This window comes from Streptomyces sp. NPDC001513 (assembly GCF_042894695.1).
Taxonomy (GTDB): domain Bacteria; phylum Actinomycetota; class Actinomycetes; order Streptomycetales; family Streptomycetaceae; genus Streptomyces.
Genome location: NZ_JBIAVU010000020.1, coordinates 110,452 through 132,150 on the forward strand (window position 1 = coordinate 110,452; position 21,699 = coordinate 132,150).

General features: G+C 73.7%; 18 protein-coding genes. 3 read left to right on the plus strand and 15 right to left on the minus strand.

Features of this window, described 5'->3' with window-relative positions; genetic code table 11:
• Positions 1 to 9 precede the first annotated feature (9 nt).
• From hppD to ACFYZ4_RS35725, 8 genes are read right to left on the minus strand one after another with little or no spacing between them, the layout of a single operon-like run.
• On the minus strand, positions 10 to 1,092 hold the full coding sequence (gene hppD, locus ACFYZ4_RS35690; protein WP_351289110.1) for a 4-hydroxyphenylpyruvate dioxygenase: 1,083 nt from the start codon (positions 1,090 to 1,092) through the stop codon (positions 10 to 12).
• On the minus strand, positions 1,089 to 1,907 hold the full coding sequence (locus ACFYZ4_RS35695) for a thioesterase II family protein (protein ID WP_390785912.1): 819 nt from the start codon (positions 1,905 to 1,907) through the stop codon (positions 1,089 to 1,091). The genes hppD and ACFYZ4_RS35695 overlap by 4 nt, the downstream gene beginning before the upstream one ends.
• Positions 1,904 to 3,694, minus strand: coding sequence for an amino acid adenylation domain-containing protein (locus ACFYZ4_RS35700; RefSeq protein ID WP_390785913.1), 1,791 nt, complete (start codon positions 3,692 to 3,694; stop codon positions 1,904 to 1,906). Before ACFYZ4_RS35700 ends, ACFYZ4_RS35695 begins: the two co-directional genes overlap by 4 nt.
• Positions 3,687 to 4,778: a TauD/TfdA family dioxygenase gene (locus ACFYZ4_RS35705; RefSeq protein WP_390785914.1), complete on the minus strand. Its 1,092-nt coding sequence runs from the start codon at positions 4,776 to 4,778 to the stop codon at positions 3,687 to 3,689. Before ACFYZ4_RS35705 ends, ACFYZ4_RS35700 begins: the two co-directional genes overlap by 8 nt.
• Positions 4,775 to 5,623, minus strand: coding sequence for a dimethylargininase (ddaH, locus tag ACFYZ4_RS35710; protein WP_390785915.1), 849 nt, complete (start codon positions 5,621 to 5,623; stop codon positions 4,775 to 4,777). The genes ACFYZ4_RS35705 and ddaH overlap by 4 nt, the downstream gene beginning before the upstream one ends.
• A 4-nt stretch (positions 5,624 to 5,627) precedes the next feature.
• Positions 5,628 to 5,840, minus strand: a complete 213-nt coding sequence (locus ACFYZ4_RS35715; protein WP_030157721.1) for an MbtH family protein — start codon at positions 5,838 to 5,840, stop codon at positions 5,628 to 5,630.
• An 11-nt stretch (positions 5,841 to 5,851) separates the two neighbouring features.
• Positions 5,852 to 6,172 carry a hypothetical protein gene (locus tag ACFYZ4_RS35720; protein WP_390785916.1) on the minus strand — a complete coding sequence of 107 codons (321 nt, stop codon included), beginning with the start codon at positions 6,170 to 6,172 and terminating at the stop codon, positions 5,852 to 5,854.
• Positions 6,173 to 6,181: 9 nt separating this feature from the next.
• Entirely contained in the window at positions 6,182 to 6,385 is a 204-nt protein-coding gene (locus tag ACFYZ4_RS35725) for a hypothetical protein (RefSeq protein WP_351289122.1), read from the minus strand.
• Between the two features lie 261 nt (positions 6,386 to 6,646).
• Here ACFYZ4_RS35725 and ACFYZ4_RS35730 point away from each other — a divergent pair, with 261 nt between their 5' ends.
• Positions 6,647 to 7,624, plus strand: coding sequence for a LuxR C-terminal-related transcriptional regulator (locus ACFYZ4_RS35730; RefSeq protein WP_390785917.1), 978 nt, complete (start codon positions 6,647 to 6,649; stop codon positions 7,622 to 7,624).
• Between the two features lie 172 nt (positions 7,625 to 7,796).
• Positions 7,797 to 11,162, plus strand: a complete 3,366-nt coding sequence (locus ACFYZ4_RS35735) for a BTAD domain-containing putative transcriptional regulator (RefSeq protein WP_390785918.1) — start codon at positions 7,797 to 7,799, stop codon at positions 11,160 to 11,162.
• Here ACFYZ4_RS35735 and ACFYZ4_RS35740 read toward each other — a convergent pair.
• Positions 11,146 to 11,340 (minus strand): hypothetical protein, encoded by a 195-nt coding sequence (locus ACFYZ4_RS35740; protein ID WP_351289128.1) that lies wholly within the window; start codon positions 11,338 to 11,340, stop codon positions 11,146 to 11,148. The genes ACFYZ4_RS35735 and ACFYZ4_RS35740 overlap by 17 nt on opposite strands.
• A gap of 410 nt (positions 11,341 to 11,750) precedes the next feature.
• Between ACFYZ4_RS35740 and ACFYZ4_RS35745 the strand changes: the two genes are divergently transcribed.
• Positions 11,751 to 12,455 (plus strand): M24 family metallopeptidase, encoded by a 705-nt coding sequence (locus ACFYZ4_RS35745; protein ID WP_351289130.1) that lies wholly within the window; start codon positions 11,751 to 11,753, stop codon positions 12,453 to 12,455.
• A 70-nt stretch (positions 12,456 to 12,525) separates the two neighbouring features.
• Here the strand turns inward: ACFYZ4_RS35745 and ACFYZ4_RS35750 are convergent, their stop codons facing one another.
• From ACFYZ4_RS35750 to ACFYZ4_RS35775, 6 genes are all read right to left on the minus strand, one after another.
• Entirely contained in the window at positions 12,526 to 13,638 is a 1,113-nt protein-coding gene (locus ACFYZ4_RS35750; protein ID WP_390785919.1) for a type IV pilus twitching motility protein PilT, read from the minus strand.
• Positions 13,635 to 17,519, minus strand: a complete 3,885-nt coding sequence (locus tag ACFYZ4_RS35755) for a hypothetical protein (protein ID WP_390785920.1) — start codon at positions 17,517 to 17,519, stop codon at positions 13,635 to 13,637. The genes ACFYZ4_RS35750 and ACFYZ4_RS35755 overlap by 4 nt, the downstream gene beginning before the upstream one ends.
• Entirely contained in the window at positions 17,516 to 18,040 is a 525-nt protein-coding gene (locus ACFYZ4_RS35760; RefSeq protein WP_390785921.1) for a type II secretion system protein, read from the minus strand. The genes ACFYZ4_RS35755 and ACFYZ4_RS35760 overlap by 4 nt, the downstream gene beginning before the upstream one ends.
• Positions 18,037 to 18,489: a type II secretion system protein gene (locus ACFYZ4_RS35765; RefSeq protein ID WP_390785922.1), complete on the minus strand. Its 453-nt coding sequence runs from the start codon at positions 18,487 to 18,489 to the stop codon at positions 18,037 to 18,039. The genes ACFYZ4_RS35760 and ACFYZ4_RS35765 overlap by 4 nt, the downstream gene beginning before the upstream one ends.
• The gene (locus ACFYZ4_RS35770; protein WP_390785923.1) at positions 18,486 to 19,697 is read right to left on the minus strand and encodes a type II secretion system F family protein; all 1,212 of its coding nucleotides are present in this window, start codon (positions 19,695 to 19,697) and stop codon (positions 18,486 to 18,488) included. The genes ACFYZ4_RS35765 and ACFYZ4_RS35770 overlap by 4 nt, the downstream gene beginning before the upstream one ends.
• A gap of 91 nt (positions 19,698 to 19,788) precedes the next feature.
• Positions 19,789 to 21,570: a GspE/PulE family protein gene (locus ACFYZ4_RS35775; RefSeq protein ID WP_390785924.1), complete on the minus strand. Its 1,782-nt coding sequence runs from the start codon at positions 21,568 to 21,570 to the stop codon at positions 19,789 to 19,791.
• Positions 21,571 to 21,699: the final 129 nt, after the last annotated feature.

Here is a 21,699-nt window from a genome sequence, read left to right on the forward strand (position 1 = left end):
GACCGGCGCTCACCGCAGGACCTCTCCGGCGCCCAGCCGCTCGGCCTCGACGGCCTCGTACAGGGCCTTGATGTTGCCGTTGCCGAAGGTGCGGGCGCCGAACCGCTCGATCACCTCGTGGAAGAGGGTGCGGCGCGGGTGGGTGGAGCGGGTGAAGATCTGGAAGAGCTGCCCGTCGTGGTCCTCGTCGACCAGGACGCTGATGCGCTGGAGCTCCTGCGTGGAGTGCCGGGCCAGGTCGAGCCGGTCCGCGAGCATCGTGTAGTAGGTGTCGGGGACGCTCAGGAACTCCACGCCGCGCTCGCGCAGCGCCCCGACCGCCCGGACGACGTTCCGGGAGGCGAAGGCGATGTGCTGGACGCCCGCGCCGCCGTGCTCGGCGAGGAACCGGTCGATCTGCCCCGGCGCGCGGGAGACGTCGGGCTCGATCAGGGTCAGGGTGACCTCGCCGGAGGCGCTCTGCACCACCTTGGAGTCCATGGCCTGCGCGCCGACCCGGATGAGCTCCTGGAAGATCATCCGGAAGCCGAGGACACGGGTGTAGAACTCCACGGTCCGCGCGAGTTGTCCGGCGGGCAGGCAGACCGCGAAGTGGTCCAGCTCCTCCAGGAGTTCGCCGTCCGCGTCCGGTGCGGCGGCGTCCGGCAGCGGGGTGAAGCCCGGGGGCAGCCCGGCCGGGTCCGGCTCGACGAGGGTGTGCACCACGTCGCCGAACCCGGCGACCACGGCCCGGGTGCGGCCGTCGGCGTGCCGGCGCGGCACGGCCAGGGGGACCGCGCCGCGGGAGACCGCCTCGTCGAAGACGGCGGCCACGTCGGGCACACTCAGCGCGATGTCGGCGACGCCGTCGCCGTGGGCCAGGACGTAGGCGGCGCCCGGGTGGTGCGGTGAGCGGGCCTGGGTGAGGACGAGGGAGATCCGGCCCTGGCGCAGCAGCAGGGACTCGGCGTCGGCGGACGCGGCGCGGGCGACCGCACGGAAACCGAAGCGGCCGGTCATCTCGGCCGCCGCCGACGCGAGGTCGGCGACGTAGGACTCGACGTGGCTGATGCCGAAGGCGGGGGAGAAGGTCATGGAACTGCCGTTCGTCATGGGGCCGCCGTCCCTCGCGGGGCGGCGGACGAGGAGAGGACGGGGGCGGGGGCCGCGGCGGCCCCGGTCGTCAGAGAGGTGATCCGGGCGGGCAGACCCCGCCACACCTCCGGGGTGTAGAAGTGGCCGCCGGGCAGGACGTCGTGGCGGAACGCGCCGTCGGTCAGCGCCGCCCAGCGCGCACCCACGTCCTCGCCGATGACCGGGTCCGCGTCCCCGGAGAAGACCTGGAGCGGGACGCCGGTCCGGGCACCGGGGGTGTGGGTGAAGGTGTCCCGGGCGGCCAGGTCGGCCCGCATCAGCTCCACGGCCATCTCGGTCAGCTCGGGCTCTTCGAGGACGTGCTCGGGCAGCAGGCCGTGGGTGCTCATCCAGCCGAGCAGCTCGTCGTCGCGCTGTCCCCGGTCCAGGAACCGGTCCCGGTCGGTGACCCCGCGGTCCGGGGCGTTGCAGGCGGAGACGACCAGGGCGCGCGGCGGGGGCGCGCCCGCCACGGCGAGCCGTACGGTGACGTCGAAGGCCATCCAGCCGCCCATGCTGTGCCCGAACAGGACGTACGGGCCCTGCCCGGCCACCGCCGCGACCCCGGCGGCGGCGTCCGTCGCGAGCTCGTCCCAGGTCCGGGCGAACTCCTCGGCGAACCGCCCCTCGCGCCCCGGATAGCAGACGGCCACCAGGCCGGCGCCGTCCGGCAGGGCCGGGACCCAGTCGTGGAAGGTGGCGGTGCCTCCGCCACAGAAGGCGAGGCAGACCAGAGTGGGCGCGCCCTCCCCGGTCTCCTTCAGGCGCACCGCGGTGGTGTCGAGGACGCTCACGAGGCCTCCCCGACGGCCAGGGCCCGCACCGACTGCGCGTGCCGGGCCAGGTCCGCGAGGACGGGGAAGCGGTAGACGTCCTTGGTCCGCAGCGCGACCCCGGCGTTCTTCTTCAGCCGGGACACCACGCGCAGCGCCAGCAGCGAATGGCCGCCGAGCGCGAAGAAGTTCGCCTCCGCGTCGACGCCGTCCCGGCCGAGGACCTCGGCCCACACGGCCGCGATCAGCTCCTCCAGCGGGCCCTCGGGGGCGCGCCCGGAGGACTCCGGCCCGGCTGCGGGGGCAGTCGGCAGCGGCGGCAGCGCCTCGGTGTCCACCTTGCCGTTCGGCGTCAGCGGGAGCGCGTCGACCGTGACGAAGACGGACGGGACGAAGTACGCGGGCAGCGCGGCCCCGCAGTGCCGGCTCAGCTCCGCGTCGGTCACCCGGGCCCCCGGGGCCAGGACGCAGTACGCCGCGAGGAGGGTGTCGCCGTCCGGCCCGGTCCGGGCCACGGCGACGGCCGCCTCCACCGCCGCGTGGCCGCGCAGCCGGTCCTCCAGCTCGCCCGGCTCCACCCGGAAGCCACGGACCTTGAGCTGCCGGTCGGTGCGGCGCAGGAACTCCAGACCGGAGTCGGCCCGCCAGCGCACCAGGTCGCCCGTGCGGTACATCCGGCTGCCGTCGGTGCCGAAGGGGTCCGCGACGAACCGCGAGGCGGTCAGCCCGGGCCGGCCGACGTAGCCGACGGCCACGCCCGGACCGGCCAGGTACAGCTCGCCCGTGGCGGCCGGCCGCAGCCCCTCGTCGAGGACCTGGGCGCGGACCCCGGCCAGCGGCTCGCCCAGGCGCGGGGTGGCCCCGGTGATCCGGGTCGCGGTGGCGTCGACGGTGCACTCGGTCGGGCCGTACAGGTTCCAGGCCTCCACGGCCGGGTCCTCGGCCAGCGCCCGCCACATCGGTACCGGCACCGGCTCGCCGCCCAGCAGCAGCCGCAGCGGACGCCCGGGCCGCAGCCGCGGACCGGTCAGCTGCCAGTGCGAGGGGGTGCAGTCGAGGTCGGTCACGCCGTGCGCGTCGAACAGCGCGTCCAGCCGGGCCGGGTCCGTGCGGTCCTCGTCGTCCAGGACGACCAGGGTGTCGCCGCGGCACACGCGGACCCACTGCTGCACGGACGCGTCGAAGGACAGGCTGGCGTTCCAGGCGACCACGCGGTGGCCGGACGGGTAGACGCCCCGCTCTTCCAGGCCCGCGACGAGGGCGGCGACGCCGGCGTGAGTGACCTCCACGCCCTTGGGCAGTCCGCTGGAGCCCGAGGTGTGGATGACGTAGGCCGCGGTGGTCGGGTGCCCGGCACGGCCGGACGGCTCCGCGCCGGCCTGCGCGGCGGGCGCCGCCGTGTCCGGGTGCGCCGTGTCCGGGGCGGCCGTGTCCGGGTCCAGGACCGGCAGGCCCTCGGCCCACTCGGCCGCGGCCCCCGCCCGCGCGACCACCGCACGCAGCCCGGCGTCGGCCGCGATGTGCGCGAGCCGCTCCCCGGGGTACGCCGGGTCCAGCGGGACGTAGGCCGCACCGGCCCGCCACACCGCCAGCGGGGCCACGGCCCAGCCCGTGCCGCGGGGCAGGCTCACGCCGACCCGGTCGCCCGGGCGGACGCCGAGCGCGCGCAGCGCCGCCGCCAGCCGGGCCGTGCGCCCGGCCAGCTCCTCGAAGGTCAGGGCACCGTCCGCGGCGTGCACCGCGGCCCGGCCGGGGAAGGTCCGGGCGGTCTCCAGGAACCGCTCCACCAGGTTCGTCGGCTCAGCCACGGGACACCGCCGCGACGGTTCCGGCGCGCGGGGCGACGGTCGGGGCGCAGTCCGCCACCGCGACCGGGTCGCCCATGGCGACGACGATCCGCCGGTCGCCGCGGAAGGGGTCGCGGCCGTGCGCGGTCAGGACGTTGTCGACGATCAGCAGGTCCCCCGGCTGCCAGGCGCGGCGCACGGTGGCCCGCTCGTAGGCGGCGTTGACGGCCGCCAGGTCCGCCTCCGTCAGCGGGACGCCGTCACCGAGACCCGTGTCGAAGGGCAGCCCCCCGGGGCCGAGTTCGTCCAGCAGGACCTCGCGCAGCTCCTCGTCCAGCGAGAAGCGGTTCCAGAACGCCATGTGGTTGAACCAGACTTCGTCGCCGGTCTGCGGGTGGCGGACGATGCCCGGCCGCACCTGGCTGGTGCGCAGCGTGCCCTCTTCGTCCCAGGCGCAGGCGATGGCGTTCTCGGCGCAGTACGCCTCGACCTCCTCGCGGGTGGTGGCCCCGAAGGCGGACTGCCAGGCGACCGAGAGGGTCTCCGAGTAGGTGCGGGTCAGGACCCAGCCGGAGGCGCGCATCCGCTCGACCAGAGCGGCGGGGAGCGAGCGCAGCACCTCGCGGCAGTCGGTGACGGGTGTCGCGCCGCCCTCCTCGGGGGCGGTCAGGCAGCCGAAGAGCAGCAGGCCGGGGAAGGTCAGCGTGTAGCTGTTCTCGTTGTGCGGGCGGATCGCCTGCGCGGCGGGCAGGTCGGTGGAGGAGAAGACGCCGGAGCCGAAGTCGCTGCGGGGGGTCGCCTTCTCGCGGTACGGGGTGGCCCGGCGGACCAGCTCGTCGCGGACGACGGCGAAGTCGTCGACGCCGCGGACCGGCAGTCCGCTCACGTACACGGCGCCGAACCGGTCGAGTCCGGCGCGCAGTTCGGCGCCGTGCCCGGCGATCCAGTCCCGCGCGGCGGCCGCGTCGGCCAGCTCGGGGGCGCGGACGGTGGCCGGGGCGCCGGGCTCGACGAGCCAGTCGAGGACGCCTGCGAAGGGGACGGCCTCGGCAGCGGTGGCCGCTGCGGGGGCGATCGCTGCGGGGATGGTCGGGTGGGTGCTCATGCGGCACCACCCGCGGTCGGCGCCTGCGCGGCGTGACGGAGTTCCAGGGTGCAGCACTTGACGCTGCCGCCGCCCTTGAACAGTTCGGACAGGTCGACGCCGATCGGCGTGAAACCGCGCTCGGCCAGCCGGTCCGCGAGCCCGTGGGCGGCCTCGGCGAGCAGGACGTTCCGCCCGTCGGAGAGGGCGTTCAGCCCGAAGACCTCGGCGTCCTCCTCCGTGGCCAGCAGCGCGTCCGGGTACAGCTCGCGCAGCACCGCCTGTGACTCGGCGGAGAAGGCGCCGGGGAAGTACATGATCTCGTCGTCGTCGAGCACGGCGAGGGCGGTGTCCAGGTGGTAGAAGCGCGGGTCGACCAGGGTCAGGCCCACCACCGGGGCGCCGAGCACCCGTTCGGCCTCGGCGTGCGAGGCCGGGTCGGTGCGGAAGCCGGTGCCCGCCAGGATCCGGGACCCGGCGACCAGGTAGTCGCCCTCGCCCTCGTTGACGTGCTCCGGGGCGACCACCTCGGCGTAGCCGTTGGCTTTGAACCAGGCCTGGTAGGCGGGGGCTTCGGCGGCGCGCTCGGGGTGGCGGAAACGGGCCATCAGGACGCGGTCGCCGAGCACGGTGGCACCGTTGGCCGAGTAGACCATGTCGGGCAGCCCCGGAGCCGGGTCGATCAGGTCGACCGTGTGCCCGAGCTCCTGGTAGAGGGCGTACAGCCGCTCCCACTGCAGGACGGCCAGGTCGGTGTCGGTCGGCTTGGCCGGGTCCATCCAGGGGTTGATGCGGTAGTCGACGGTGAAGTGGGACGGGCGGCACATCAGGTAGTGCCGGGGACGGGCGGTGCGCTGGACGGTCATCGGCTCAGACCTCCCCGAGGGCGGCGACCAGACCGGCCGGACGCAGATCGGTCCAGGTCTTCTCGATGTGGTCCAGGCAGTCCTGGCGACCGGCCGGGCCGTGGGTGGCCGTCCAGCCGGCGGGCACCTCGATCGAGGCGGGCCACAGGGAGTGCTGGTTCTCCTGGTTGACGAGGACGAAGTAGGTGGCTTCGTCGTCCTCGAAGGGGTTGGTCACGGGTGCTCCTGTCACGTCGTGGTGGTGGGGATCGCGCCGGGTCGCGCGAGGCTGGTGGATCCGCTGGCGAGATGCCAGCCGTGGAAGGGGGAGGGGGGCGCGAGCACGCGGCGGCAGATGGCCAGGGCGGCCTCCGCGGCGGTCGTCCCGGGCGTGGCCACGGTGAAGAGTCCGAGGTCCACGCCGTGCGGACCGCTCCGCACGCTGATGTGCTCCAGTCGCTCCCCCGGGCGGGCCGCGCCCCAGAGCAGGCGGAGCAGGCGGCCGTCGTCCGCGGGACCGTGGCCGGGGCCGAGCCCGGGCGGGACGAGAGAGACGAGGGTCAGCTCCACGCGCCCGGGTCAGTCCCAGATGAGGCCGTAGGCGACCGCGCCCGGGGCGGCCGGGAGGGGCGCCGGGGCCGCCTGGACGGTGGCGGCCCCCGCCGTGTCCGTACCAGACGGCCCGCCGGCGGTGAGCGCGAGCGCGGCGCAGGCGACGGCCGCGGCGACGGCCACGGCAGCGGTGCGGACCGGACGGACGGTGGTGCGGACGCGAGAAGTCATGGAGGTGCCCTCATCGGGAGTGGGGAAGGGGTGCCGAGCGGCACGCCTCCATCCTGGCCAAGGTGTTGACCTGGGGGAACGGGTTCAGGGGTGGCGGAAGAGGCCAGGACGCTTTGGGACAGCCGCCCCCGGCCGGGCCCCCGCCGACGGCCGACCGGAGCCACGTTGACGCGCGTAGAGGGCGTGTCTATGTCACGTAGATCTCCGGCAGGCAGGCTGCTCGCAGATCGACGGGGGCGACAGCATGCGAAGAGGGGGACGATGTCCGTGACGCTCGACCTGGAGGAGCTCGACCAGACGGTGTACGAGGAGGTGCTGGCCCGGCCCGAACTGGGCCTGGTCGAACTCGCCGCCCGGCTCGGGGTGGAGCCCGACCGGGTCCGCGACTGCCTCGACCGGCTCTTCGAGCTGCGCCTGGTCCAGGCGTCCTTCGAGACGCCCGGCCACTTCACCGTCGTCGACCCGGTGCTCGGGATGCAGCGGCTCCTGGAGCAGCAGCACGAGGAACTGGTGCGCCGGCACCGCCAGGCCGCGGGTCACCAGCAGGCCCTGGTACGGATCCTCGCGGGCGCCGGCTCCGGCGGCCGCCCGGCCGAGGGCGTCGAGCGGCTGGCCGGACTCGACGCCGTGCAGCGGCGGCTGGAGCGCCTGGCGCTGGAGGCCAGGACCGAGGTGCTCACCTTCATGCCGGGCGGTCCCCAGTCCGCGCCCGCGCTGGAGGCCGCCGAACGCAACGACGCCCTCGTGCTCGGCCGCGGCGTCGCCATCCGCACCATCGGGCTGGACCTCGTACGGGAGGATCCGGGCACCCTGCGTTACAGCCGGGCGCTGCTCGCGGGCGGCGGGTCCTTCCGTACGGTCGCCGCGCTGCCGACCCGGATGGTGCTGGTCGACCGGACCCACGCCCTCGTTCCCATCGACCCGGCGGACAGCCGCCAGGGCGCGCTGTCCCTCTCCGCGCCCGGCATGATCGCCCCGCTGGTCGCGCTCTTCGAACGGGAGTGGGGCGCGGCCGTACCGCTGGGCGCGGATCCGGCGGAGGCCGTGTACGTACCCACTGAGCAGGAGCGCTCCCTGCTGGGCCTGCTGGCCGAGGGCCACACCGACGAATCCGCCGCCGGACAACTGCACATCTCGGCCCGCACCGCCCGGCGGATCATGGCCTCCCTGATCGAACGGCTGGGCGCCCGCAGCCGGTTCGAGGCGGGGCTGCGCGCGGCCCGCCTCGGATGGGTGTGACCCGGACGCGGTCCCTCCGCTTTGCTGCGCGGGCCCGGCCGGGCCGCAGCCGCGACCCATTCCGACGGATTGGTCATATGAACCGCTTAGGATGACGCTCCGTACATCGGCGGTCCAGGACAACTGGGGACCAACCGCCGTGTGGAGCTGTGCGCGCGCACAGGGGGAACTCGTGAAATTCTTCGTGCTCGGATCCGTGGGCGTATCCCACGGGGGACCGGTGCAGACCGGTGGACCGCCACAGCAGCAGGCCACCCTCGCCGTCCTGGTGCTCCGCGCGGGCCATGTCGTGCCGCTGCACGAACTGACCGCCGCGGTCTGGGGGGAGTCCGCCCCGGGCTCCGCGGTGATGATCCTGCGGACCTACGTCTGGCGGCTGCGGAAGCTGCTGGAGGGCGGCGAGTCCGGGAAGACCGGGGCCCGGATCCTGGAGTCCGCGAACGACGGCTACCGGCTCGCTGTGCCGCCGGGCTCGGTCGACGCCGTACGGGCCGAGGAACTGGCCGCGAAGGCCACCCGCGCCCACGCGGCCCGGCAGCCGGAGGTCTGCGCCGAAGCCCTGGCCGAGGCCGGGTCCCTGTGGCGGGGCGAGCCACTGGCCGGGGTGCCGGGGCCGTTCGCCGAGAGCCAGCGCTCGCGCCTGGCGGAGCTGCGACTGCACCTGCTGGAGGAGCGCCTCGGGGTGGACCTGCTGCTCGGGCGGCACGAGCGGGCCGTCCCCGAGCTCACCGCCCTCATCCGCGAGGAGCCGCTGCGGGAGCGACCGTACGGGCTCCTGATGCGCGCGCTGTACGCCGCGGGGCGGCAGGGCGACGCCCTCGCCGTCTTCGGCCGGGCCCGCGAGGTGCTGGCCGACGAACTCGGCCTGGACCCGGGCCCGGACCTCCGCCTCCTGCACGCCCGCATCCTGTCGGGCGACCCGGCCCTCCTCCCCGCCGCCGCATCCCCGGCGCCCGGCCGCGAGGTCAAGCCGCCCGTACGGCTCCCGGCCGCGCCCTCCGGCGCCGCGCCGACGGCACCTGCGGGAGCGCACGCTGTCGCCCCGGGCGGCGCACCGGCTTCCGGCGACGCGCCCGCGAGACCCGAGGGGTTCCCGGCGGCGTCCGGCGGGGCTGCCGGCGAATCGGCCGGGTTCGCGGGGGCGCCCGCCGCAGGGCCGGCGGGGGCGTACGGCATCGGTCCGGCCGGGGTGCCGGGGACCACGGGGGCGGGGGCGCACGGGCCCGGGGCCGCGGCAGCCACCGGCGTCCCCGGAGCCCCCGAGGCCTCCGCGGCTCTGCGGGCCGGGGACCCGGGAGCCGACCATGCCGGGATGCAGGACGGGGCCCGGGCCGCGGTGCCCGGGGCTGCCGCGGCACCTGAAATCGCGCCGGGACACGGCGCGACCGCGGCCGGGTACGCCCGGCCCGCCCAGCTCCCGGCCGACATCGCCGACTTCAGCGGCCGCGCCGCCGAACTCGCCGCCCTCACCGGCGTCCTGAGCGACCCGGCCCGCACCACCCTGGCCGTCGCCGCCGTGAGCGGGATGGGCGGCATCGGCAAGAGCGCCCTGGCCCTACGGGTCGCGCACCACGTCAAGGACGCCTACCCCGACGGCCAGCTCTACGCCGACCTCCGCGGCACCGGCAGCGACCCCGCCGACCCCGGCACCGTCCTCGCCAGCCTGCTCGGCGCCCTCGGCGTGCCCCGCCGCGAGGTGCCGCCCTCGACCGAGGACCGCGCCCGGCTCTTCCGTACCGTCCTGGACGGCCGCCGGCTGCTCCTGCTGCTCGACGATGCCCGGGACATCGCCCAGGTCAAGCCACTGCTCCCGGGCGCCGCGGGCTGCGCCGTGGTCGTCACCAGCCGGGCCCGCCTGGGCGGGCTGCTGTCGGGACGCCACGTCCAGCTCGCGGAGTTCACCCCGGCGGAGGCGCTCGGGCTGTTGCGCCACATCGTCGGCGCCGACCGGGTGGACCGGGAGGAGGAGACCGCGGCCGCGCTGGTCGAGGCCTGCGCCAGGCTGCCGCTGGCGGTCCGCATCGTCGCCGCCCGCCTCGCCGCCCGGCCCGGATGGACCGTCGCGCACCTGGTGGCCCGACTCGCCGACGAGCGGCGCCGGCTGACCGAACTGCGGGCCGACGACCTGGCCGTCGCCGCCGTCTTCGAGCTCGGCCACCGCCAGCTGACCGGGCCCCAGGCGAGCGTGTTCCGCCGGCTCGCCCCCGTCTCCCGGCCCGGCATCGGGCTCGCCGCGGCGGCCGCCGCCCTGGACCTGGCCGAGCCGGATGCCGAGGAGCTGCTCGAAGCCCTGGTGGACGCCGCCCTGCTCGAATCACCGGAGCCGGGCCGCTACCGCCACCACGAGCTGGGCCGGGACTTCGCGCTCAACCTGCCCGCCCCGGCCGGTGAGCCCGGCCCGCCGGTGCAGCACCGCCTCCTGCACCACCTGCTGGGCATGGCGGCCGAGGCCTTCCAGTGGATGATCCCCGGGGACCCGGTGCACCGCTCGATCGTCGCGGCGGCCGTCGAACCGGGGGAGGGACGGCTCGCGGACCTGACCGAGGCCCGCGACTGGGTCGTCGCGGAGTTCGACTGCGCGCTGCACGCCGTCCAGCTCGTGGTGCGGCGGCCCGACGCCGCGGACACGGAGCAGCTGACGATGGCCGCCGACCTCCTGGTCGCGCTCAGCTCGTTCGGGCAGGACATCCCGTACGCGCGGATCACCGCTACCGCCGCCGAACTGGCCCGGGCCGCGACGCTGCGCGGCAACGACCGCGCGGCCGGGCGCGCCCACTTCCTCACTGGGAACGCGGCGCTCCAGGCCACCGATCTGGGCCGGGCCCGCGCCGCCTCCGAACTGGCCGTGCGGGCCTGCCGCCGGGCGGGCGACCGGGCGATCCTGCAGCAGGCGTACAACGACCTCGGGGTGATCGCCCAGTTCGAGCACCGCTTCGGCGAGGCCGCCGAGTGCTTCGACGAGGCGCTCGTCCTGGCGCGGGAGCAGGGCCACCGATCGGGCGCCCTGACGATCACCCTCAACGCCGCCCTGGCCCGCGTCCGCGGCGGCCGGGCGGCCGAGGCGCTGCCCGCGTGCGACGAGGCCCTGGAGGCGCTGCGGGAGATGGCCGACCACCACGGGGTCGCCCACGCGCTGTGCGTGCGCGGGCAGGCCCTGCACGAGCTCGGCCGGCTGGAGGACGCGCTGGCCGCGTACGAGGAGTGCCTCGACCTGTGCGACGCGGTCCGGATCCCGGGCCAGCGCGCCCAGGCCGACTACCGCTGCGCCCGGACGCTGAGCGACCTCCGCCGGACCCGGGAGGCGCTGGAGGCCTCCGCCCGGGCCGTGGCCCATCTGCGCACGGTGCCGGGCCGGGGCCGGGACCGCGGCTACGCCCTGCTGATCCACGCCGGGGTCTGCCTGGCGGCGGACCGGCGCGAGGAGGGGCTGAGGCACGCGGGCGAGGCGCTGGAGGTGTTCGAGCGGGCGGGCCTCCCGGAGGCCGAGGAGGCCCGCGCCCTGCTGGAAACGGGCGTGCCGGTCAGGCTCGGCTGTTGAACTCGTTGTGGTCCAGGCGCGGGCGGGGCCCGGAGACGCCGTCGGCCGAGACACTCGTGCCGCGGTCCGCGAGGAGCACGGGCGCGCCGGCGGTGGCACCGACGGCGAGCAGCGCGAGGAGCGCGGCGGGGACGACGAGGGCCAGACGGCGGGTGACGGACGTGCGGGGGTGCGGCACGGTGGATCCTGTCTGTGGGGCCAGGTGCCGGGTGCGGCTCCTGGCTGACTTGCGGGCGGTTCTGCCGAGGAGACACTCGCAGGAGTCCATCTACGTTTCATATACGCGTGCTCCCCGGCCACCCGACCGGTGTGACGGGGATTCCGGAATGACTCGCTCCGCACCCGATGGCCTCGCTTGAACCCCTGCCGTGCGGTCGGACCCGCCGACGGGTTCGTATGGATCGCCAGATCGGGGGCCCCTTTCGGGCGTGGGAACTGGTGGGGCAACCACTGCGCTTTCCGGGGCCCGGCGTGTTGACTGCTGCTGGCTCTCCGTTGGTCCGTCCCGTCGGCGTATGCGGGTGAGGGCCGTGGGAGCGCGGGGTCGTGCGCCTTCGTCGGACGGTCGGCAGGAAGAGGAGCGGCACGATGGCTGTACCCGACCGGATGGACGAGCGTCTGCGGGCCGTGAGGCTGGTGGAGGAGCAGAGGATGGCTCAGGCCGTGCTCGCCGAGGCGATCGAGGGCGGGCTGATCGTGCCCGGTCGCACGGAGTGCGAGGTGGACGACCGGATCTGGGACGTGGCGGGGGAGGTCTTCGGCACGGCCGTGGCTTGGCCTGACCGTCTTGTCCGCTCGGGGCCGAACACCGTGCTTCCGTACGGTCAGGGCCCACCGGACCGCGTGATCGGGGTGGACGACATCGTCGTGATCGATCTCGGCCCGCTCTTCGTCGGGCAGGAGACGGACTTCGCCCGTACCTTCGTCGTCGGCGACGACCCTGGCCGGCGCCGCCTCGTCGAAGACCTTGCCGAGGTGGCTGCGGCGGCCCGCGAGACCTTTCTCGGGCAGGACGACATCACCGGCAGACAGCTGCACGCCGAGGTACGGGCCCTGGCCGGCAAGGCGGGTTGGAGCCTGGGAACGTGGCAGGTGGGCCGTCTGTGCGGACAGGACCCGGCTGTGGGCGGATCCGATCCGGAGCGCTGTTCCTTCATCGGTCCGGACAACGACGAGCCGCTCCGTCGCACCGCCGCGGGAGGGTGGCGGGCGCACTGGATCCTGGAGATACGCCTGGTCGACGACTACGGCGGGTTCGGCGGTACGTTCAAGCAGCTCCTCGACCTGGTGTGACTCCGGGTGGCGTTGCCCGCCGACCGCTCAGCTTCTCGCTGCCGCCCGCCGCCCGCCGCCCGTCGGACGGTCAGGCGCGGCCGGCCGGGGCGTAGGGCCGCTGGATGTCCTCCGGGTAGGCCGTGTGCCGTACGGCCTCCTCGTAGACGATGGCGCCTGCCGCGACGAGGGCGTTGATGCCGGTCTCGAGGGTCTGCATGCCGTCACGGTGGCCGGTCGAGATCATGTTGCGGATCTGGCGGGTCTTGCCCTCGCGGATCAGGTTGCGGATCGCCGACGTGCCCACCAGCACCTCGAAGGCGGCCACCCGGCCCCCGCCGGTCCGGGGGATGAGCGTCTGGTTGAGGATGCCGACCAGGGTGTGCGCCAATTGCAGCCGGATCTGCGGCTGTTGCTCGGCCGGGAACACGTCGACGATGCGGTCCAGCGTCTGCGACGTGTCGTTGGTGTGCAGGGTGGCGAACACCAGGTGCCCGGTCTCGGCGATGGTCAGAGCCGCGGAGATGCTTTCCGGGTCGCGCATCTCGCCGAGGAGCAGGACGTCGGGATCCTCGCGCAGGGCCGAGCGCAGCGCGGCAGGGAACGAGTCGGTGTCGGTGCCGACCTCGCGCTGGTTGACCGCCGAGCGCTTGTGCCGGTGCAGGTACTCGATCGGGTCCTCGATGGTCAGGATGTGCACCGACCGGTGCGTGTTGACGTGGTCGAGGAGCGCCGCCAGGCTGGTCGACTTCCCCGACCCGGTCGGCCCGGTGACCAGTACGAGCCCGCGCGGCCTGCCCGCCCACCCGATGGTGACCGGGGGGAGCCCGAGTTGCTCGGACGACGGCACGTCGAACGGGATGATCCGCAGCGCCAGCGCCGACGCGCCGCGCTGCACGAAAGCGTTCCCGCGCAACCTGGCCTTCTCCCCCCAGCTGAACGCGAAATCGACCTGCTTCTCCCGGCGGAACCGTTCCGTGAGCTCCTCGCCAAGCACCCCGGTCACCAGGCGATCGACCTCCGGCTCGGTCAGCGCGACCCCATCGACCGGTCGCAGGGCGCCGTCGACGCGGAGGAACGGCGCCGATCCGGTGGTGAGCAGCAGGTCGCTGCCGCCCCGCTCCCACAGCTCACCGAGCAGGTGGTCGATGATCGCGGAACTCGGCCCGGACATGGGGGTCTCCAAGGTGGTGTGCTTGCTCATGGCAGGACCGTCCACTGTTTGACGGTGCTGGAGTGGCCGTCGAAGGACACGGCGGCCCGGACGAGCGGGCCGGACAGCAAATCGATCCGGGTGCCGCCGAGATGCTCGGTCGCGCCGCCGCTCCCGGCGGTGACGGTGTAGGTCACGGTCAGCCCGGCCAACTGCGAGGCTGTGGTCAGGCCGCACGGCGCCAGGTCGACCTGGTCGGTCACCGGGCCGTTCGACCCGGGACGGACCGGTACGTCCCGTGCGTTGTTGACGCCGTTGCAGGTGCTGCCGGGGAAGTCCACCGACACCTTCACCGACTCCACGTCGCCGTCCTCGTGGTGCGCCACCTGCAGGACGACGTGGTCGAGCGGTCCGGTCGCGGCCGGTGCCGGCTGGGCGTAGCCACCGAGCGTGAGGGACGCCCGGCCACGGCCGGGGAGGGTGGCGTCCGTGACGTCGACGGGCGCGCCGGGAGCCGGGGTCGTGAACCTGGTGATCGCCGTGACCGACGCCGGTTTCGCGATCACGGCCGGATAGGTCGTGAACAGCACCGGCTCCGGGGGGATTCCGATCACCGGGCGGAGGTATCCGGCGGCCGGGCTGATACCGAGATCGATGGTCCGGGCGATGATGCCGCGGGTGACGACCTGCGAGCCGACCTGGCTCATCGACAGGTCGACGGCAGCGGTCGGCGCGTAGACGGTGCCGTTGATCACCAGGCGGCTGTGATCGGTGGCCGTGTCGGCGTCGTCGGTCGACTTCAACACCGCGCAACGGCTGCCCTCGGTGAGGCAGCCGGACAGGGGCCTGAGGGACGGGGCTCGGAACACGATCGCGAGCTCGACGCCGTCGAGCCGGGCGGCGGCGTCGGTACTGCCCGTGCCCAGCCTCGCCGCATAGTCGACGGCGAGCCGGGACAACTGGTCGGCCGTGGTGACCCCGCAGGCGCCGAGGTCGACCACGTCGACACCGAGTGCGCCTTCACGGGCGGTCAGGGCGTGGTTCGCGTCGCAGGCGGTACCGGTGCCGAAGACGGTCAGCGCGGCCGTGGGCGGCTTCGTCGGCTCCGTCGGCTTGGGTGGCTCCGTCGGCGAGGGCGGTGCCGGGGTGGTGTCGTCGTCCTGGTGCGATACGCGCAGCACGACCTTGTCGATCACCGCCCCCGCCGGCAGGGGGAGCATCGTGAACGCGCCGAGCCGGATCGACGCCGACGGGGTGGCCGTGGCGAGCGTCGCGGTCGAGGTGGCGGCGTCGATCGCCTGCGCGTTCTTCGGGTCGAAGAACGCCGCGGCGGTGGGTGTCGCGGTGCTGACCGCCTCGGTGGGCCGTACCGCGATCGGCGGCCGGTGGGCCAGTTCCAGGCTGACGCCGTCGAGGTGGGCGGTGGCGGTGGTGCTGCCGGCGCCGAGGGTGGCGGTGTAGGTCACGACCAGGCCGGTCAGCTGGGCGGGGTCGGTCAGTCCGCAGGTGGCGACCAGGTCCAGGGTGTCGGTGCCCAGGGCGTCCTGGTGGGTGGCGAGCTTCTGCGGGGTGGTGCAGGGGCGGGGCAGGCCGGGCCCGGTCAGGGTGACCGCGACCGCCGGCGGCGGTCCTCCGCTCGCCCCGGGTTCATCGCGATGCGCGACGTGCAGCAGGGCCCCGTCCAGGACCGAGCCGGGCGCCACCGCAGGGGTGTCGTAACCGCCGAGGTTGATCGAGGCGGTCGGCGTCGTGGCCGAGTCGAGTGTGGCGCGGGCCGTGTCGGCGCCGTCGATCGCCTTGGCGTTGGTCGCGGGGAGGAACGTCGTCGACTCCGCGCTCGTCGCCGGCCGGGGCGCCGGCGGGTCGTAGACGATTTCGAGCCACATGCCATCCAGGGAATGGGCGCCCGCGGTGCCGCCCCCCTTCAGCGCGGCGGCGTAGGTCACGGTCAGTCCGGTCAGCTGTGCGGGGTCGGTGATGCCGCATGCCTTGAGGTCGACGCGGTCGTCGCCCAGGCCGGGCCGCGCGGTGAGCGGCAGGTTGGTACAACTGCCGCCGCCGCCCGCGGGGGTGACGTTGATGTGGGGCGCCGCCGCGTCGCCGGTCTCCTGGTGAGCCACCCGCAGTACGGCGGAGTGGACCGTCGACCCCGGCGGCAAGGGCGGCCGGCCGAACCCGGCCAAGGTGATCGACGCGGACCGGGCCGCCGCGGTCAGATCGGCGCCGGCCACCGACGATGTCGGCTGTTCGCCGATCTCCAGGGCGTTGTCGGGAGCGGTGCCGGTAGCGGTGAACCCGGTCGATGCGGACACGGCGGTCGGCTTGAACGTGGTCGGCGTGCGGTAGGCGACCTCCAGCCAGATGCCGTCCAGGCGTTGCGTGCCGCTGGTGCCGCCGGTGTCCAGGGTGGCGGCGTAGGTCACGGTCAGGCCGGTGAGCCGAGCCGGGTCGGTGAGCCCGCACGCGTCCAGCAGGTCGATCGGGGGATCGGTGGCGAGCGCCGAGTGCCGGGGCAGGTCGTCGGTGCGGCAGGTGTCTGCGCCGACGGCGGTGGTGACCTTCACCGCGCCGGGGGCGGTCAGGTCGCCGTCGTCCTCGTGCCTGACCCGCAGCGTCGCGCTGGTGATGACCGAGCCGGGCGGCACCTGTGGGGTGAAGCCGGCGAGCTGCATCGAGGCCGAGCGCCGTTTCGTCGGGTCGAGGACGGCGTCGGCCGTGCAGCTCGCGGTGCCCGTTGGCTGCGAACACCCGGGCAGGGTCGGCCGTTCGCCACTGGTCAGGGCATGGCCCGGGTTGGCGAAGCCGGAGTTCGTGACCACCGCTGTCGGCTTCAGCGTGTGCGACGGCTTCGGCGGCTGCACCCCGTACACCGCCACCTGCTGCGCGTCCGGGGTCACCGGGGCGCACAGTTCGACGTGTCCACGGTCGACCTGGAGTTGACTGCCGCCGCCCATCATGACCTCGACGCCCTCGGGCCGCGTCGTGGCGCAACCGCCCGGGTTGGGGATGGTCGGGCGGGTGGGGGCCCCGGGATCCCAGCCTGCCGGCGTGCCGCCGACCACGCTGACCGTGGGGTCGGCGACCGTCCAGACCGCGGCGCCGCCGGTGAAGGTGAAGTCGAAGTAGTAGACACCCGGCTGTAGCCACACGACCACGCCCGGGCAATCGCCACCGGTGAGGCGGGTGAGGGCGCGGGCGTCGTCGTAGAAGCCGGGCTGCAACCGCACCAGCCAGGAACCGGGGCCGGGGCCGGGGCCGGAGCCGGGGCACGCGGGCACCGTTCGCCGGACCGGGACCGCCGTGGCGGGCGGGGTGTAGTCCGGGTCGGCGCCCACGACCCCGTCGGCGGGAGCCGACGGGGTGTCGTTGGCGCAGCCGTGCACGTACGGTGCCTGGGTCGGGGGCAGCTGGGTCTGTGCCACGGCACGGGAGCAGTCGCCGACGGCGGACACATCGCCCGACACCACCATCGAGGCGCCGGCGCCGGCGGTGATGTTCGAGTGGGAGAACACGCTGCCCTGCACGCGCAGGCCGGGCGTGGTCACGTTGATGCCGTCCTTCGCCGCCTTGCCCAGGCTGCGCAGCGCGTCCTGCGGCTGGGTCGCGCGGGTGGCTGCGGGAGACGCGTTGAGGGGGTCGCAGTGGACGATCATCTGCCGGCCGTTGATCGGCGGGGCGGTGTAGTCGGCGCACGGGTTGCCCTGCGAGAAGTTCCTGATCGCGAGCTGCGTGGCACCGTCCGCGCTGTAGTCCCGCTTGCCCTGGTCGACGTACACGCTCGCGGCCTTCAGCGCCGTGCCGGCGAAGGACAGGACCGATACGGTGACCAGGCTGAAGACGACGACGAAGGCCAGCGCGAGGATCAGTGTCGCGCCCTGTTCGTCGTCGCGCCGGCGGCGCGGATGCAGGCGCGGATGCAGGCGGCCGGTCATGACGAGCTCGATCGTCGGACGGCGGTGAGGGCCGTCGGGGGCGTGGCGGGGTCGCTCTGCACGGTCAGCGTTACCTCCATGGGCGAGGTGCACGAGTTCGCGGCACCGCAGCTCAAAGTCACCGGATGGGTCGATGCGGCGTTGTCGAACCGGCCCAGCAACGTGGTGACGACGCCTCCGTCGGTGCACTTCACCCGGTTGAGGGCGCCGGTCGGCTGGTCGTAGGCGTAGACGACGTCGGTGCCGGGCCGGCTCAGGTGGACGATCACGTCGGCAACGCCGCATGCGGGGTCGGTCGTGACGGTGTCCGCGCTCTGCACGTCGCCGTAGAAGTAGCGGTTCAGCGTGCCCACCGCGCTGGTGGCGGCCACCCGCTTCCCGGTGCCCGCGGTGAACCGCAGTCCGAGGATGATCGCCTTGGACAGCAGTGTCCCGATGATGCCCACGATGACGATCGTGACGAGCAACTCGGTCAGGGTGAACCCCGACTCCGAGCGCCCGGTCGGCCGTTGAGTCGTCATGACAGCATCGACTCCCGCTTGACCACTTCGAGCGTCGCGTCCCTGACGGGGCGTGGGCCGGTCGAGTGCACGGTGAGCGTCACCTTCTGCACTCCGGTATCGGCCGTCGGGCAGGACTGGCCGAACGCACCCACCCCGTCCCAGTACTCGATCCTGACGGCCACGGTGTACCCGGCCGGCGGCGTCGGCGTCGCGTAACCACTGGCGCAGGACACGTACGGGTCGCTGATGACCTTCTCGGCGGCGCTGCGGATGACCGAGTCGGCGCTGGTCACCTTCTGCTGCGTCACCGAGCTGATGATCGCGGTGCCGATGCCCCCGAGGATGGCCACGAAGGCAACGCCGATGAGGACCACGGCCACGAGAGCCTCGACCAGAGTCTCGCCCTGTTCGCCGCGGCGGCGCCGTGGGTGCCGTGGGCGGCGTGAGCGGAGTGTCAGGCCGGTCATTGGACCTCGACCTGGTTGTAGACACCGTAGATCGCCGAGAGGAGGGCGACGGCCACGAACCCCACGACGACCCCGACCAGGATCACCACGGTCGGCTCGAACAGGCTGGTCAGCCGCTTGAGTTTGTGCTGCAGTTCCTTCTCGTAGAAATCCGACACGTTCTCGAGCTGGTCGTCGAGGGTCCCGGTCTCTTCACCCACGCGCATCATCTGGGTGACCGCCCCGGGGAACAGCCTGGTACGGGCGATCGGCCGGGAGATGCCGCCCCCTTCGAGCATCTCCGTCCGGGCCGTCCCGATGGACCGTTCGTACACCAGGTTGTTGGCCCCGGAGCCGGCCAGGCTGAGCGCCTCCGGGATGGGTACGCCGGCCTTGATCATCGAGGTCAGGATGCGGCAGAACCGTTCGATGGCCATGAAGCGGACCACGTCGCCGACCACCGGCATCGCCAGCAGGAAGCGGTCGCGCAGTACCCGTCCCCGCTCGGTCCGCAAACCGGCGATCAGCGCCGCGACGAGCGCGACGAGCACGCCGGCGATGACCGGGTACCAGGCCGTGACGAAGTCGGTGAAGCCCAGCAGCATCCGGGTCGGCAGCGGCAGTTCCGCGTTGAAGGACTCGAAGAACAGCTTGAAACGCGGCAGCACGAAGATGACGAGGACGAGGACGACCGCGACGGCCAGAACCATCACCAGGCTCGGATAGGTCAGGGCGGAGCGGATGGTGCGCCGGCCCTCGACGTCGCGCTCGATGTAGCGGCCCAACTGGGCCATCACCACGTCGAGTTCGCCGGTCGCCTCGGCCGAGCGGAGGACGGAGATGTAGAACGGCGGGAGCGCCGTGGTGTGGGCGGCCATCGCGCCGGCGAAGCTCTCGCCGAATCGCAGCGAGTCCATGACGTCGACGAGCACCTTGCCCAGTTTCTTGTCCTTGGTCTCGGCGCGGATGATCTCCAGGGCGTCCAGGATGGGCACTCCGGCTTTGATGAAGGCGGCCATCTGGCGGGAGAAGTTGCTCAGCTCGACCAGGTCGACCTTTTCCGCGGTGAGTTCGAGCTGCAGCAGGCTGCGGCCCGCGGCCTTGACCGACTGCACGTCGTAGCCCTGCCGGGTCAGGCTGTCGGTCACGCCGTCGACACTGGAGCCCGTGAGCACGCCGGTGGCCCGTTTCCCGTCCGGGCCGAGCGCGACGTACTTGAAGGTGGCCATGCCGGTGCCCTCCTGGTTTCCGGTGTCAGAGGTTCGCGTCGTCGGTGTGTGTGGGTGCGGCATCCGGCGAGCCGGGTACCAGGGGGACGGCCTAGACCACGTACACGCTGGACATGATCTCGGCGATGGTCGTGGTCCCCTCCTCGACCAGACGGACGCCTCCGTCCAGGAGGCTGTCCATGTGCTGCTCGCGGGCGGCCTTGCGCAGGCTGCTGATCGGCGCCTTCTCGACGAGCAGCCGCTTGACCGCGTCGCTCATCACGAGCAGCTCGAAGACGCCGATCCGCTCCTGGTAGCCGGTCCGGGAGCAGAAGTTGCAGCCCCGGCCCTGCCAGAACCCGGTGTCGGTCGACCCGCCGGCCTTTGCGAAGAAGGCCAGTTCGTCCACGCCCGGCTGGTAGGGCTCGCGGCACTGGTCGCAGATCCGCCGCACCAGTCGCTGGCTGACCACCCCGGCGACCGTGGAGGTGATCAGGAACGGCTCGATGCCCATGTCGGTGAACCGGTGCAGTGCGGAGCAGGCGTCGGCGGCGTGGATGGACGACAGGACGAAGTGGCCGGTGAGAGCGGACTCGACCGCGATCCGCGCCGTCTCGCCGTCCCGGATCTCGCCGACCAGGATCACGTCGGGGTCCTGCCGGAGGATCGAGCGCAGCCCGGTCGCGAACGAGACGCCCGCCTGTTCGTTGATCTGGATCTGGTTGACCGAAGGGACCACGTACTCCACCGGGTCTTCGATGGTGGTGATGTTGCGCTCGCTCTGGTTCAGCTCACCGAGCGTGGCGTACAGGGTGGTCGTCTTGCCGCTGCCGGTCGGTCCGCCGCAGGCGACCATGCCGTACGGGGAGCGCAGCAGGGACGCGAACCGTTCGTAGGTCGCGGCGGGCATGCCGAGCTCGGCCAGCCGCAACAGCGTGCGGTTGCTGTCGAGCAGCCGCAGTACCGCCTTCTCGCCCCAGATGGTGGGGGTGGTCGCGACCCGGACGTCGACCGACCTGCCGTCGATCTCGGTGGCGATCTGCCCGTCTTGCGGGCGCCGCCGGTCGACGATGTTCATGTTGGCCATGATCTTGATCCGGCTGACCACGGACGGGCCCATGTTCTCCGGCAGGCTCAGTACGTCGTGCAGCGCGCCGTCGATGCGGTACCGGACCCGTACCCGGTCGGCGTGCGGTTCGATGTGGATGTCCGAGGCCCGGTCGCGCAGGCCCTGGGTCAGCATGAGGTTGACCAGGTGCACGACGGGCGCGTCCTCGCTCACCACCCTGGCCCCGGAGCCCGCGTCCCGGCCGGTCTCGGTCGCCTCGAAGGCCTCGACCAGGCTGCTGACGCCGGCCAACGCCCGGTAGGTGCTGTCGATCGAGCGCCGGATGTCCGAGGGGGACGCGATCGCCAACCGCACCCGGTCCGGCGCGACGGCCCGGCCCACCTCGTCGAGCACGCGCGGGTCACCCGGGTCGCCCGCCGCGATCAGCAGCGTGCCCTCGGCCCGCCGCACCGCGACGACGCCCAGCGAGCGGGCCAGCGCCTCCGGCACGCGGGCGGCCGCCTCGGGGTCGGGTTCGCTCTGGCGCAAGTCGGCGACCGGGACGTCGAGTTGAACCGACAGCGCCTCGATCAGTGACCGCTCGTCGACCATGCCGAGTTCGAGGAGCAGGGCGCCGAGTCGCTTGCCCGACGCCGACTGCTGCAGGAGCGCCTCGTCCACCTGCGCCGGGGTGAGCAGCCCGCGCTGCACCAGCAGTTCCCCGATGCGCGGCCCCTTGTGCACTGCGGGTGACGACTGCGCCGCGCCGGACGGCGCGTCCCGGACCGGTTGGCCCGCAGGGCTTGTCGTCGCCGCGAGGCGCCGCAGAAGCCGGCGATTCGCCAAGGAACCCACCCCTTTCGCGCAGTACTGTCAGCTGCTGATTAGTCAGCGGGATACTACAGGACGCCCCCGCGGCCGGCCGCCCCTTGTGGGTCCCTCGCCTGCTCAGTAGTCTGCCGCTGATTAATCAGG